This window comes from Desulfovibrio sp., from assembly GCA_016208105.1.
Classification (GTDB): Bacteria; Desulfobacterota; Desulfovibrionia; order Desulfovibrionales; family Desulfovibrionaceae; genus Fundidesulfovibrio.
The window spans coordinates 42,728-57,495 of sequence record JACQYS010000024.1; the positions used below are offsets into that span (position 1 = coordinate 42,728).

Annotated in this window: 10 protein-coding genes; 9 read left to right on the plus strand and 1 reads right to left on the minus strand. The window is 61.4% G+C overall.

The features are described 5' to 3' along the window. Positions 1-2 precede the first annotated feature (2 nt). Positions 3-1,178: a tRNA guanosine(34) transglycosylase Tgt gene (gene tgt, locus HY795_16120; protein ID MBI4806746.1), complete on the plus strand. Its 1,176-nt coding sequence runs from the start codon at positions 3-5 to the stop codon at positions 1,176-1,178. A 2-nt stretch (positions 1,179-1,180) separates the two neighbouring features. Further along, positions 1,181-1,822 carry a YdcF family protein gene (locus tag HY795_16125; protein MBI4806747.1) on the plus strand — a complete coding sequence of 214 codons (642 nt, stop codon included), beginning with the start codon at positions 1,181-1,183 and terminating at the stop codon, positions 1,820-1,822. 59 nt (positions 1,823-1,881) lie between these two features. On the opposite strand, the gene HY795_16130 is transcribed toward HY795_16125, so the two are convergent. Next, positions 1,882-3,909, minus strand: a complete 2,028-nt coding sequence (locus HY795_16130; GenBank protein ID MBI4806748.1) for a diguanylate cyclase — start codon at positions 3,907-3,909, stop codon at positions 1,882-1,884. A gap of 124 nt (positions 3,910-4,033) precedes the next feature. Between HY795_16130 and HY795_16135 the strand changes: the two genes are divergently transcribed. The 7 genes from HY795_16135 (at position 4,034) to HY795_16165 (ending at position 14,466) form a co-directional block, all read left to right on the plus strand. After that, on the plus strand, positions 4,034-6,082 hold the full coding sequence (locus HY795_16135) for a thioredoxin domain-containing protein (GenBank protein MBI4806749.1): 2,049 nt from the start codon (positions 4,034-4,036) through the stop codon (positions 6,080-6,082). A 120-nt stretch (positions 6,083-6,202) separates the two neighbouring features. Further along, positions 6,203-6,616, plus strand: coding sequence for a translesion error-prone DNA polymerase V autoproteolytic subunit (gene umuD / locus HY795_16140; protein ID MBI4806750.1), 414 nt, complete (start codon positions 6,203-6,205; stop codon positions 6,614-6,616). Further along, entirely contained in the window at positions 6,601-7,860 is a 1,260-nt protein-coding gene (locus HY795_16145; protein MBI4806751.1) for a Y-family DNA polymerase, read from the plus strand. Before umuD ends, HY795_16145 begins: the two co-directional genes overlap by 16 nt. A 347-nt stretch (positions 7,861-8,207) precedes the next feature. Then, positions 8,208-9,914, plus strand: coding sequence for a biosynthetic-type acetolactate synthase large subunit (ilvB, locus tag HY795_16150; GenBank protein MBI4806752.1), 1,707 nt, complete (start codon positions 8,208-8,210; stop codon positions 9,912-9,914). Positions 9,915-9,983: 69 nt separating this feature from the next. Next, a complete protein-coding gene (locus tag HY795_16155; GenBank protein ID MBI4806753.1) occupies positions 9,984-10,907 on the plus strand; it encodes a DUF362 domain-containing protein in 924 nt (307 codons plus the stop codon). An 86-nt stretch (positions 10,908-10,993) separates the two neighbouring features. Beyond that, positions 10,994-13,321: a carbamoyltransferase HypF gene (gene hypF / locus HY795_16160; protein ID MBI4806754.1), complete on the plus strand. Its 2,328-nt coding sequence runs from the start codon at positions 10,994-10,996 to the stop codon at positions 13,319-13,321. A 467-nt stretch (positions 13,322-13,788) separates the two neighbouring features. Next, positions 13,789-14,466 carry a helix-turn-helix transcriptional regulator gene (locus HY795_16165; protein ID MBI4806755.1) on the plus strand — a complete coding sequence of 226 codons (678 nt, stop codon included), beginning with the start codon at positions 13,789-13,791 and terminating at the stop codon, positions 14,464-14,466. Positions 14,467-14,768: the final 302 nt, after the last annotated feature.

A 14,768-nucleotide genomic window follows, 5' to 3' on the forward strand; every position in this document is an offset into this window, starting at 1 on the left:
ACATGCACGAAGCACACTGCCAGGGGGCATCCGCCTCCACTTCCCAGAACAGCGCCGCGCCAGGGACTTTTACCTTGAAAACCAGCGATGGAAGCGCCCGCCTGGGCGAACTCCATACCGCCCACGGCATTGTCCACACCCCGGCCTTCATGCCCGTGGGCACGCTTGGCACCGTGAAGTCGCTCTGCCCGCGGGACCTCAAGGAAGCCAGCGCCCAGATCATCCTGGGCAACACCTACCACCTGTACCTTCGCCCGGGCGACGACCTGGTGGCCAGGCGAGGCGGGCTGCATGCCTTCATGGGTTGGGACGGCCCCATCCTCACCGATTCCGGCGGGTTCCAGGTGTTCTCGCTTTCATCCCTGCGCAAACTCACACCGGACGGAGTGGAATTCCGCTCCCACCTGGACGGCTCCAAGCACTTCTTCACCCCGGAGAAGGTCCTGGACATCCAGCGCAACCTGGGGTCGGACATCATGATGGTGCTCGACGAGTGCGTTCCCTTCGGTGCCGACCACGCCTACACAGAGAAGTCCTTGGAACTCACCCACGCCTGGGCCGAGCGTTCCAGACTGAACCACCTGCCTGGCCAAAACGGACAGTTGGTCTTCGGCATCGTGCAGGGCGGCTTTTTCACGGATCTGCGTGAACAGTCCGCCGAGGCCATCTGCTCCATGGGGTTTGAAGGCCACGCCATTGGTGGGCTTTCCGTGGGCGAATCCACGGCCGAGATGTACGACCTCATCGCCCACACCGCGCCCCTCCTGCCGGCAGCCAAGCCCCGCTACCTCATGGGCGTTGGCAAGCCCCTGGACATCCTCACGGGCATCGAAAACGGCATCGACATGTTCGACTGCGTGCTGCCCACCAGAAACGCCCGCAACGGAACCCTGTATACGTCCCAGGGCCAGGTGAACATCAAGCGCGCCGAGTACAAGGAGGACGATTCCCCGCTGGACCCGGAGTGCTCATGCTACACCTGCCGTACCTTTTCCAAGGCCTATCTGCGACACCTCTACATAGCCCAGGAACTGCTCTCCTACCGGCTAAACACCATACATAACGTGCATTTCTTCCTGCAGCTGGCCACCGGCGCGCGCCAAGCCATTGCTGAAGGAAACTTCGCGGGCTACAAGGCCCGTTACCGCAAGGCATACGCTGGAAGTACGGAGGCGTAGTCATGAAGCCGAATTTCAAAACAGCATTGCACGTTGTCGAGCATCTCCTGCTGGCCGCAGCCGTGGTCGGGCTCGGCATCCTCCTCACGGCCGGGCACTGGCTCCAGAACAGCGACTCTCCGGCCACATCGGACGCCATGGTAGTCCTGTGCGGCGATTTCAGCCGCGCCGCCTACGCGGCCGAGCTCTACAAGCTGGGCATGGCCAAGAAGGTGTATGTGGGCCGGGCCTACCGGCTGAGAAGCGAGAGGGTGCTGGACCAGAACATGCTTTCATTTCCTCGCCATGAGGAAATCTACAAGGCGCTCTTGCGCAAAAAGGGCGTGCCGGCAGAAGCCATCGAATACTACGGGGACGAGCTTTTGAGCACCTACCAGGAGGCTGAAACCCTGGCCTCGCAGCTGGGTTCCAAGCCCGGTTCGCTCCTGGTGGTGACTTCTCCATACCATGTCCGCCGCGCCAGGATAATCTTCAAGGATGCCTTCCCGGATTGGGACATACGGGTGGTGGGCACTCCCACTGAGAAGTTGCCCGCTGCCTGGTGGACCGACCAGGAATCGGCCCGCATAGTGCTCCTGGAGATTCCCAAGACAGTCTACTACCTGCTGGGGGGCCGGTTCCGTTCCACACCGCAAGGCAAGTAACCTATCGAGAAACGTCGCATTTCCCAGGTAGCCGTCGCAAACCGTCCGCGATTGCCCCTCTACTGTTTCGGCAGGCCCTCTCCGGTGGCCATGGCCGGGCTGTCCGCGAAGAGATAACTGTTCTTTCCCCTGCTCTTGGCCCGGTACATGGCTGTGTCTGCGTGGTTGAGAAGCAAACCCGGAGTCACGCCGTCTTCGGGGTATACAGCGATACCGATGCTTGCTCCTATGCGGGCCTTCCCGTTGGCGAGTTCAAACTCCGGGGAAAGCGCCGCCAGCATCCGGGAGGCAATGTTCGCGGCCTCACTCGGCGATTTCAGGTCCATGAGCACCACCACGAACTCGTCACCGGCGTAGCGTGCCAGTGTGTCGTTGGAGCGCAGGCAGCCAGCCATGCGTTCTGCCACCTGCACCAGCAACTCGTCTCCGGTTTCGTGGCCGAAGGTGTCGTTGACCTGCTTGAAGTCGTCCAGATCCAGAAACAGGACTCCAGCCTTGGTTGCGTTACGCATGGCTGTGGCCACGGCCTGCTCGAGCCTGTCCGCCAGCAGAAGGCGGTTGGGCAGACCGGTGAGGGCGTCATGGAAGGCCAGGTCGCGGATGCGTTCCTCGGCTTGCATTTTTTCGGTCACATCGGTCACCATGAGCAAATGACCGCCGTCCCCCTTGCGCCCCTGGATCGCGGAGAAGGACAATTCAAAACGTCCGGGCCTGTCCGGCAGCGAAGCTGCTGTTTTAAATCTGCTGGACTGTTGAATACTCTCGTTCGACGGCCATTCTTCGGGTGGAGTTTTGCCCATGGCCAGCACTTCACGCCAGGAAACGCCGATGGCCTTGGTCTTCACGGTGCGGAAGAGGTCCTCGGCCACTCTGTTGATGCGAAGCACTTTCCCTTGGCCGTCAATCACCAACAACGCTTCCTGCACCGAGGAGAACGTTCTCTCCCAGTCTTCGGCAGCATTTCGCAGCGAGCTGAGAGTCTGCTTCAACCGCACCGAAAGCTGAAAAAAGGCCCGGGCCAGTTGGCCTATCTCGTCGGAAGAACGCATCCCGCGCAGGGCGTCCATGGCGCTGGAGGCAAAAGGCCTTGTGAAAGCGCCCTCCGGCTTGCGGAGGTCCTGGCTGATGACGTGCGTGGCCTTTTCCAGCGCTTCAAGCGGCCGTGTGATGCGGCGCATGGCCGAAAAACCAACCGGCAGCACCAGAACCAGGGCACCCAGGAAAAACAGCCCCACTGCCAAGGCGGCCTCGTGCATGGGCGCCATGGCCTCCTTGATGGGCATTTGTGTCAGTACCACCCAGCCCCAGGTTGGAATCTGACGAGAGGCGATAAGGAGCGGAACCCCCTGGCTGTTGATGGTTTCCCCTGGCCCCTCAAACCCCTCCACGGCCTTGTCCAGAAAGAGATTCCTGCCCTTTTCAAGAGGCTTTAGTATCCTGGATGTGTCGGTGTGGATAATGAACCGCCTGCTGTGGTCCATAACGTAGATATAGCCGGTCTTGCCTATCCTGCGTTGCTGCTGTTCTCCCAATGCCCACGGGGAGAGCAGATTCAGCGAACCGCAGAGCACAGCCTGAATTTCTCCTCCGGGCCCTTTGAGAGGGGCTGTGATGGTGAGCACCGGCAAACCGCTGCGGGCGGACACGTACGGGTCGCCAATCACACCACGCTCCAGGGCCATGGTGCGGGTGTAGTAGTCCCTGTGAGCGAAAGACTGCCCATGAAGCTCGGGGTGGGGAGGATAGTCGGCCAGAAACCGCCCTTCCCGGTCCAGCAGGAAAAATCCATTTTCGAACTTCGGGTAATGAGACGATTGTCGTGCCAGGTACTCCCGGACAGGCCCCAGGTCGCCGGATTGGTTCCAGCCAGCAGGCATATTCCCGGCGATGGCCCCCATATCGCGGATGTTCTCATCCACGAACGCGCGTATTTCAACAGCCAGGGAATTCGCTTCGGATTCGAGCTGCTGGATGACGAGGTCCTTGATGGCCTTCTGCTGGTAGGCAAAAAGGAAAAAACTCGTGGCCGCTATGACGGCAAGAACGAGCCCGGTGAGCAAAAGTGACGCTTTGGCGCTGAGTTTCATAAAAATGTGACCGTATTACAAGTTACACCAAGCCAGAAAATACATCTATGGGGCGAACACGAATTTCCTGGTTCCCATAAAAAAAGTGGTCTACCTTCACCCGCAGCACCCGCCAGGAGGTCACATGCCGGAGTTCACCAACAGATTGGTTCATGAAAAAAGCCCCTACCTCCTCCAGCACGCGCACAATCCTGTGGACTGGTTCCCCTGGGGAGAGGAGGCCTTTGCCAAGGCCGAGGCGGAAAACAAACCTCTGTTCATTTCCATCGGCTACTCCACCTGCCACTGGTGCCACGTCATGGAACGCGAATGCTTCGAGGACGAGGAAGCGGCAAACCTCCTGAACGCCACGGCGGTCCCGGTGAAGATCGACCGGGAGGAGCGCCCGGACCTGGACGGAATCTACATGACCGCCTGCCAGATGATGACCAGCGCGGGCGGCTGGCCCCTCTCCATCTTCGCCGACCACCTGGGACGGCCTTTTTTTGCGGCCACCTACATACCCAAGCATTCCCGCTTCGGACGCATGGGCCTCATGGACCTCTTGCCGAGCGTCCGGGAAGCATGGACCAATCGGCGCGGCGACGTGGAACAGACCGCCGGCAAGATACTTTCAGCCCTGGCCGATCACCAGAAAGTATCTCCCTCCCGCACGGACCCAGGCCCCGAAGTTTTGGACACCGCCTATCGCCAGCTTGCCTCGCGGTTCGACCAGGAACGGGGAGGCTTCGGGGAGGCCCCCAAGTTCCCTTCTCCCCACCAGCTGCTCTTTTTGCTTCGCCACCACCGGCGTACAGGCGAACGCGTGGCCCTGGACATGGTCTCCATAACACTCACCGCCATGCGGCTGGGCGGGATATTCGACCATGTGGGCCTTGGCTTCCACCGGTACTCCACGGATGCGGACTGGCTGCTGCCGCATTTCGAAAAAATGCTCTACGACCAGGCAATGCTCCTCATGGCCTACACGGAAGCCTTCCAGGCCACGGGTGACCCCTTGTTCAAGCGTACCGCCCTGGAAGTCGCCCGCTTCGTGCTGCGGGACATGACCGGTCCCGAAGGGGCTTTCCACAGTGCCTGGGACGCTGACAGCGAGGGCGAGGAAGGCAAGTTCTACGTGTGGACAACGGATGAGCTGCGCCGCATTCTCCCGGTCGAGGACGCACAGCTCTACGCCGAGCTTTTCGGTTTTCTTCCGGACGGAAACTTCACCGAGGAGGCCACCGGCCACAAGACCGGGGCCAACATCCCCCACTTGGCGGCTCTTCCCCCCGAGGATCTGGCCGAGCGCCTGGAATCCATTCGGGAGCGTCTGCTCGACGCCCGGAACAAGCGCGTCCGGCCTCACAAGGACGACAAGATCCTCACCGACTGGAACGGCCTGACGATCGCCGCCCTGGCCCAGGCCGCCCGCGTACTTAAAGAACCGGACCTCGCCCAGTCGGCCGCCCGGGCAGCCGACTTCATTCTGGCCCGGTTGCGCGACCAAAACGGACAGCTTTTGCACCGCTATCGCGACATGGACGCCTCCGTTCCCGGCAACCTGGACGACCATGCCTTCCTGGCCTGGGGTCTCACGGAGCTCTACCAGACCACGTACGACCTGGGCTGGCTCCAGGCCGCGCTTGATCTGGCGGACCAAGTCCTCGACCGCTTTCAGGACAACGAGCACGGGGGTTTCTTCTTCACCGCCAAGGACGTTCCCACGCACCTGGTGCGCCAGAAGGAATTTTTCGACGCGGCCCTGCCCTCGGGCAATTCCGCCGCCCTTCTGGTCCTTCTCAAGCTTTCCCGCCTGGCGGCGCGGTCTGATCTGGCCGAGGCGGCCTCCCGCCTGCTCCGCTGCCTGGGCGACGGGTTGACCCGCTTCCCATCGGGTTTCACCATGCTTTTGTGCGGCCTGGACTTCGCTCTGGGGCCCGGCTCGGATGTGGTGCTGTCCGGTCCTGACGCCGAATCGCTCGAGCCCTTCCTGACGGCCCTGCGCAGCCGCTATCTGCCCATGACTCTGGTGCTTGTGCGCGATGAGAAGGGCGAGCTGGCCTCCATGGCCTCCTACACCGCCGGCATGTGCCCTCTTGACGGCAAGGCCACTGCCTACGTCTGCCGAAACGGGAGCTGCGAACCACCTACGACAGATGCGGTGAAGATGCTCAGCCTGCTGACCAAGTAGCCGAGCCGCCCCTTTCCTGAACGCTTCCACGTCTCTGCGCTTAGGCCCTGATGCAGAGCGAGTCATCTGTCCGACAAATCAAACTTGCCGCCTTCGTCAAATTAAACTATACAATTTGTCATGCGCTCACCGACAGACTTCTCGCTCCCCGTGGTCGACGCCCCGTCCGGCTTCCCCTCCCCGGCCGAGGATTACATCGACCAGCGCCTGAACCTGAACGAGCACCTCATTATCCGTCCATCCTCGACGTACTTCTTCCGGGTTCGAGGCGATTCCATGAGCGCAGCGGGAATCGCCTCCGGAGACCTCCTGGTGGTGGACCGCTCCGTCAGCCCCAAGCCGGGCCATGTGGTGGTGGCTGCCGTGGACGGGAACCTCACCGTCAAACGCCTCAAGCTCGCAGGCCGCAAGCTTGCGCTGGCCACGGAGGTCCCCGAATCCCCTCTCATCCTACTGACCGAAGAACGCTCCGTGGAAATCTGGGGGGTGGCTGTTTATGTCATACACGGGTTGACGTCATGCAGATCGCTCTGATGGACTGCAACAACTTCTACGCCTCGTGCGAGAAGGTTTTCGCGCCGCATCTGGCAGACCGTCCGGTGGTGGTGCTCTCCAACAACGACGGGTGCATTATCGCCCGTTCCAAAGAGGCGAAGGACCTGGGCGTCCCCATGGGCGCTCCGGCGTTCAAATGCCGCCAGCTGTTCGCCCGCCAGGGCATTGCCGTCTTTTCTTCCAACTATGCCCTCTACGGGGACATGTCCGCGCGGGTGATGGCCACGGCCGGCGGGCTGGTGCCGCGCATGGAGGTGTACTCCATCGACGAGGCGTTTTTAGACATCACGGACATGCCCGCCAACGCGGCGGAAACTGCCCGGATGCTGCGTGAGAGGGTGAAGCGCGACACGGGCATCACGGTGTCTGTCGGCATAGGTTCCACCAAGACCCTGGCCAAGGCGGCCAATAAACTGGCAAAGAAAGATCCGGCGTTCAACGGGGTGCTCGAAATCCCGGACAGTACACAACGGGGAGAATACCTGAGCCTTCTGGAAGTCTCGGACATCTGGGGTATCGGGCCTCGCCGCGCCAAGCGGCTCAAAGCGTCCGGCGTGCTGACCGCCCTCGACTTCACCCGCCTTCCCCGCGACTATGTAAAGAAAAAATTTACAATTGCCGGACTGCACACCTGGCTGGAGTTGCAAGGAGTTCCCTGCATCCCCCTGGGGGCGGCGCCCAGGTCCAAGAAGGCCATTGTCACCTCGCGCTCCTTCGGCCACCCGGTCACCCGGCTGGACGACCTTCGCGAAGCGCTCAGCCACTACGCCAGTCGTGCCGCCGAAAAACTGCGCGCCCAAAAGGGGCAGGCCGCGACGATTCTGGTCTGGGTGCAGATCTACACCGGCGACGCACAGCAGCCCCTAAAAGGCGTACTGCAAAGCCAGGCCATGAATCCGGCCACTTCCCGCACCACAGAAATCGTCCGCGCGGGCATGAAGGCGCTGGAGAGCATCTTTATCCCGGACCGCCGGTATAAGAAACTTGGAGTGATGCTTACCGGCATCGAGAACGAGGGAGGGATGCAGCTTTCGCTTCTGCGCGAACCGGACCGGCGCAAGGACAGGCTCATGGCCGTCCTGGACCAGGTGAACGCCAAATGGGGCCGGGAGACTCTTTTTGCGGCCTCGTCCGGCATAAAGCGTCCCTGGGGTATGCGCCAGGAGATGCGCTCGCCGCGCTACACCACGGTGTGGGCGGAACTGCCCGTAGCCCTGGCCTGAGGCTTGGCGGCACCTCTCGCCGATATCGGACAGGGCGAACATCATCGGCCGAAGCGCCCCTGGGAGATTCAATTCATTCTCATGCAGTCGCTGCGCAAAGAGTGTTGACAGACCGCCAGCGCCAGAGGTAGGCGAAATGCATGCAGAACAACACCGCCCGCACCGTCTCCCGAATGACCAGCGTCCTAGTAGTACGCCAGGTAGTTCTCGCGGCCGCTTCCAGCGGGTTGTGATCAGTACGTAGTATCGAATCTTCAACCCCCGCCGGCGCGGCTAGCCGGCGGGGGTTTTTCATTTCAGCTCCAGAAACCTCCCCGGCCCGCCCGGCACCTTACGCGGAGGTCACCATGAGCATCACCGGCGCCCACTACATCGTGAAATTCCTGGAAAGCCGGGGAGTGCGTACCGTCATCGGAATCCCCGGCGGTTCCATCCTTCCCCTGTACGACGCCCTGGGGCAAAGCGTGACGATCCGCCACGTACTGGCCCGGCACGAACAGGGTGCGGCCTTCATGGCCCAGGGCATGGCCCGCCTCACCGGCATCCCCGGCGTGTGTCTGGCCACCTCGGGCCCTGGCGCCACCAACCTGGTCACGGCCATCGCGGACGCCCAGCGCGATGGCGTGCCCCTGGTCTGCATCACGGGCCAGGTGCCCCGCGCGCAGATTGGTACCGAAGCCTTCCAGGAAGTGGACATCGTGGCCGTCACGAAGCCCATCACGAAATTAAGCCGCATGGTCGAAAGCGCCAGGGAACTGCCGCACGCCCTGAACAAGGCCTTCCGGCTTGCGGTTGAGGGGCGTCCCGGCCCGGTCCTCTTGGATATTCCGAAAGACGTGCAATGCCAGACGCTCGAGTTGGAGCTGCCCGCTGTTGCCTCTTCCATATCCCAGCCCGCCCCCCTGAGCTGGGACGCATCCCGGGCGGCAGCCATGATAAACGCGGCAAAAAGGCCCGTGCTGCTTCTGGGAGGCGGAGCCGTGCGCGGGGGGGCACCGCAACACGCCCGGAGCCTGGCGGAAAAGGCGTCTCTGCCCGTGACCATGACCCTCATGGGCCTTGGGGCGTTTCCCGCGACACATCCGCTGAGCCTGGGCATGCACGGGATGCACGGACATCACTGGGCCAATGCCGCCCTTCACGAATGCGACCTGCTCATCGCGGTGGGCAGCCGCTTCGACGACCGGGCCACGGGCAAGGTGGACGCGTTTTGCCCCAAGGCGAAGATCATCCACATCAATGTGGACGAGAAAGAGCTGGGCCGAATCAAACATGCGGAGTTGGGCATCGTGGCGGATGCCGGTCTTGCCCTGGCCGCCATTCTCCCCCTGGTGGAAGGCAAGCCGCGACGCGAATGGCCCAGTCGAATAGACAGACTCAAAGCCCATGCCCCCGCCACAGGCCCAGCCAATTGCCCTGGATGCGCCCGGAGCCTTATCGGCGAAGTGGCGTCAATGCTTCGCGAGGACGCGGTGATCGTCACGGATGTGGGCCAGCACCAGATGTTCGTGGCCCAGAGTTTCCCCTACCGGGCACCGGGGCGTTGGCTGACCTCAGGCGGATTGGGAGTGATGGGCTTCGGGCTCCCGGCGGCCATTGGCGCTTCGCTGGCCGAGCCCAAGGCGCAGGTGGTCTGCTTCACGGGTGACGGCAGCCTCAAGATGAACATCCAGGAGCTTGCCACACTGGCCGAGACTGGGGCCAACGTGAAGATAGTGGTGCTGGACAACCAGAGCCTCGGCCTGGTGGCCCAGCAGCAGAGCCTCTTTTTCGAGGGACGCAAAAGCGCCTCCCGGTATGGCCGCGGAACCGATTTCGCGGCTGTGGCCGAAGCCTTCGGCGTGAAAGGGGTGGATCTGGACGCAAGCACCGACCCAGCCGCGAAGCTCGAAGAAGCACTTCGCGCAATTGGTCCGGTTCTGATTCATGCCCGGGTGGATCGGGACGCAATGGTCTTCCCCATGGTGCCTCCTGGGGCTCCGAACTCGGAGATGCTTCTTTCCCATCCGGAGGCAGAGGATGCGAGCATGCCGGCGGCGATCAACATGGGGTGAGGCGGGGCATGCAGACAACCATCACTGTGCAGCCTTGGCGGCCAGGGTGAAGGCGTGTACTATCCATCCATGCCTCAAGACGTGTTTCTCGAGCATTTGCCGAGCTACTCCAGTCCGGACCTGGACACCCTCACCGGGCGGCTGCTTGAGCTCTCGGGATGCAGGCCAACTCGTGGGGATCACGTGCTGGTGAAGCCCAACCTTGTGGCACCGAGCAACACGGCCCTCTCCTGCACGCACCCCGCTGTGGTGCGCGCCGTCTGCCGGTATCTGGCCGACTTTGGCGCGCGCATAACTGTCGGCGATTCCCCCGCCTTCGGCACGGGGCGCATCGTAGCCAGAGCCTGCGGCCTGGACAAGGCTTTGGCCGGGCTTCCCGCCACCATCGTCAACCTGACCAGGCCACGCCAACTGCCACTCACGCTTGGCGGCACGGTCGGGGTGTCGGCCCAGGCGCTGGACGTCCCCTTCATCGTCAATGTCCCTCGTTTCAAGGTCCACGACCAGATGCGGCTCACCTTGGCGGTGAAGAACTTCTTCGGTTGCGTAATGGGGTTTCGAAAATCCTTGGCCCACCAGAAACATGGTGAAAAAGGCACCCGCTTCGAGAGCATGATCATGGACGTCTGTCAGGCCATGCCCAAATCCGTGAGCCTCGTGGACGGCGTGGTGGCCATGCACGTGTGCGGCCCGGCCAATGGCAAACCCTATTCTCTTGGCCTCCTGGGAGCCTGCGCCAATCCCGTTGCCCTGGACACCGCCCTGCACGCCGTGCTCGGTTTGCCTCCGGACGGCACCCCTCTGGGAGAGGAAGCGGCAAGAAGGGGACTCGTTGAAGAGGTGTCTTATTCAATGAAACGACCGGAGGACTTCGACACACTCGGTTTCACCCTGCCAGGCGAACTGGCACCGGTGGCCTTCAAACCGGGGCGGTTCCTTAAAGGACGCTTGAAAAGCCTGTATATCAGGCTCTCCGGAGCTAAACAGTCCTGAGGCGCATGCTCCTCGAGCAGGGCCATTAAACCCCGCGCCGTGCGCGTCTTTCTTCTTTTTGCTCCTTGATGTAGCTTGGTCCAAGCATGCAGACCATCGAACGAGATCGTCATGTGGTGGTGGGCCGGGTCCAGGGAGTAGGGTTCAGGCCTTTCATCTTCCGCCTTGCACAACAGTGTGGCCTTGCCGGATTCGTCTTGAACGCCCCTGAAGGCGTGGTCATCGAAATACAGGGTGCGCGGGTCGACCTGGACCGTTTCGCCAGGGATTTGGTCTCGACCTTGCCGCCCCTGGCCATGATTGTTGAGAACTCCCGGGCGCAAGTCCCCGCCGTCGAAGGCGACGCCGGCTTCGTTATCCGCGAGAGCTCCGCCGGGCAGGGGCATCACGTGCTTGTCAGTCCTGATGTGGCCACATGCCCGGATTGCCTGGCCGACATGGCCGCCCCGGACAACCGAAGACACCGCTACCCGTTCACCAACTGCACCAACTGCGGCCCGCGTTACACCATCACCGCGAGCCTCCCGTACGACCGTCACGCCACCACCATGGCCTGTTTTCCTCTCTGCCCAGAGTGCAAGGCAGAATACGAGAACCCGCTGGACCGCCGTTTCCACGCCCAGCCCAATGCCTGCCCAATCTGCGGCCCAGCCGTATGGTTCGCGGACGGTTCGGGCGAGAGATTGGCCGATGGTCCCGAGGCGATGGAACTGGCCGCACAAGCCCTGATCGATGGCAAGATTCTGGCCCTCAAGGGGCTCGGCGGGTTCCATCTGGCCGTTGATGCGCGCAACCACGCCGCAGTCGCCGAGCTTCGCCGCAGGAAAATGCGGCCTGCCAAGCCGCTGGCCGTCATGTGCCCGGACCTTGAAACCCTGGCCTTGCTGGCCGACTTTGGCGACGAAGAGGCCAATGTGCTCTCCGGCCTGGAACGCCCCATCGTGCTCGTGCGGCTGAAAAAGGACAGCCCGCTCTCGCCGGACGTCTCCCCGGATACGGACCACCTGGGGGCCATGCTGCCCTACACCCCTTTGCACCACGTGCTGCTGGCCGCCATCCGGGAGCTCTCTTCCGTACCGCCAGTGCTGGTGATGACCTCCGGCAACTTGAGTTCCGAACCTATCTCGCTGGGAAACCGCGAAGCTCTCGCCCGGTTAGGGCCAATCGCCGACTTTTTTCTTCTTCACAACCGGGACATCCTGGTGCGCACCGATGATTCAGTGGTCCGTTTCCTGCGGCCTGACCAAGAAAAACCGGCCCTCCAGTTCCTTCGCCGGGCCAGGGGATTCACCCCCTCCCCTATATTCCTGCCCGTCAAGGGGCCGAGCGTGCTCGGCGTCGGGCCGGAACTCAAAAACACGGTATGCATTACCAAGGGCGACCAAGCCTTTTTGAGCCAGCACATCGGCGATATGCAGAACCTGGAGACCGCCGGGTTCCACAAGGAAGTCATTTCCCATCTGGGCCACATCCTCCAGGTCAGGCCCGAACTGGTGGTGGCGGACAAGCACCCGGACTACCTTTCCACCCGCTACGCGCTGGAAGAAAGCGGCCTGCCCGTTGTCAGGCTGCAGCATCACTTCGCGCACATCCTCGCGGTCATGGCCGGCAAGCAGATCATGGAGCCCGTGCTCGGGCTGGCCATGGACGGCTCGGGTTATGGCGACGACGCCACCATATGGGGAGGCGAGTTCCTCTACGTCGACCCTGCGGGACCAAGCCTCGTGCGGGCCGGTCACCTCTTCCCAGTGCGTTTACCAGGAGGCGAGGCGGCCATCAGACAGCCCTGGCGCATGGCCATGTCCTATCTTCTGGCCCTGGGCCGCGACCCGCTCGCAGAGGGTTGGCCGTGGCTTAAAGGCCGCGAACAAGCAGCCGGCCTGGTCCGTGCCATGGTGGAGAAAGGCCTGAATAGCCCTGTGACCACAAGCTGCGGCAGACTTTTCGATGCCGTGAGCGCCCTGACCGGTATCTGTCCTGAGATCAGCTACGAGGGTCAGGCAGCCATCAGGCTGGAACATAGCCAGGACCCTTTGCCGCACGCCGGGTATGCGTGTGGGGTCCAGGAATCCGCTGGTTTAACCTTACTTGATTCCCTGTCTCTCTTCGGCCAGGCTGCGGACGACACGTTGCAAGGCAGACCCGCCAGAGAGGTAAGCCGCCTTTTCCACCTCGGCTTGGCGAACGGTCTCTCCGAGATGGCTCTTCTGCTTTGCGAACGTTTCGGAACACGGCATGTGGCGTTAAGCGGGGGAGTGTTTCTCAACAAGACGCTTTCCACTCTGCTTCCGGGCATGCTCGCGCGCTTTGGACTTGTGGCTCACACGCACGAATACGAGCCTCCAGGGGATGGATGCATCTCATTGGGCCAGGCTTTTTACGGGCAACTCTGGCTGAACGCAGCTGGCAAATAGACTCTCCCGGGAACCGAAATGCTCCCCCGGGGTGTTCAACGCCATTTACATGGCGGGTTTCCCGCATTTTGCATGCCCCAAACGCATTCGCCCTAATGTATCTACCCTGACAACCGCTTGGAATAAATGCCTAAACACTGAAAACGGGTACTCTGTTTTTTTGCTTGCGCTGCTTGGCGTACTATATATAGGAGCTTTTCACGTCGGGGCGTGCCCCGGCAGACGGAATCACCAGTGAACTCAGGCCAAACATGGCTTAGGTCGGTAGTGGCACGAGGCAATGTGCCTATCTGGTTTTCGCGACCCCTACAGGGCCAAGCAAAGAGATACGAGTTTATATATTTTTCTGTGATTGTTTGACTCAAATCTTCGCTTGGACTATTATTTCTGGAAGTTGGGTATCAGGGGTTCGCACCATTGGTTAAACGGAGCGCTCCACGACGTTGCCGGGAGCCAAGAGGTGACTCATGTACAATGCATTTGATGAAGCTTTGGAACGTATTAAACGCGCCACTGGCGCTCGCACCCAGGTGGATCTGGCGGCAATACTCGGCATCCGCCAGTCAAGCATCTCCGACGCCAAGCGGCGTCAATCGATCCCCGCGGATTGGTTGCTTAAGCTGTACCGCAGCCATGGGCTCAATCCGGACTGGGTCACCACCGGGGAGCAGCCCCAGGTGCTCCGGGAAGGAATGGCTCTGCCCGTTGGGTTGATGGAATCCGGCTCGACCTACTCGTCCGACAAGCCCCGGTCGCGCACCGTGACCGTAAGCTCCATGACCGGCGTGATTGTCGAAGACGGTTCTTTCCAGGACAAGCCCATCGAGATGCTGTCCATCCCAGAACCTTTCACCTGCCCTTCCCTGACGGTCTTCAAGATGGAGCACCAGAACATGGAACCCATCCTGCGCCGCGGAGCCTACTTCGGCGTGAACAAAGACCAGAAGCAGCTCCGCTCAGGTGAAATTTTCGCAGTGGCCGTCCCCAACGAGGGAATGGTTGTGCGCAGACTCTTCAACGACTTCGAGCACAACCGAGTGATTCTGCGCAGCGAGAACCCTTCCTATAAAGAGGAGTTTTTAAGCTCCTCCATCATCGCCGGGAACATCATCGGCCAGGTGTGTTGGGTATTGCAGGAACTGTAGTCTCAGCGCACTCATTCTTTTGGGCCGCTTTCCACAATGTGGAAAGCGGCCTTTTATTTTGCAGACCGATACACATTGCCACACTTTTTCCATCGCTGAGCGCCATGAAATTCAATCGCAACATCAAATATTGCTTCACAAAAGCCGCCTTGCGCATCCATCTACGTGGCTATCCCCTTAACTCCGCATAGGTGACAGGGGTGGCACTGGAGCAGGCCCTCAAGAGGCGGTCGAAGCCCTGCCCAGGCCAGAAACGGCGGTTGAATCGGTAGCAGAATTCATCGAGGTATTTTTGAAGATGC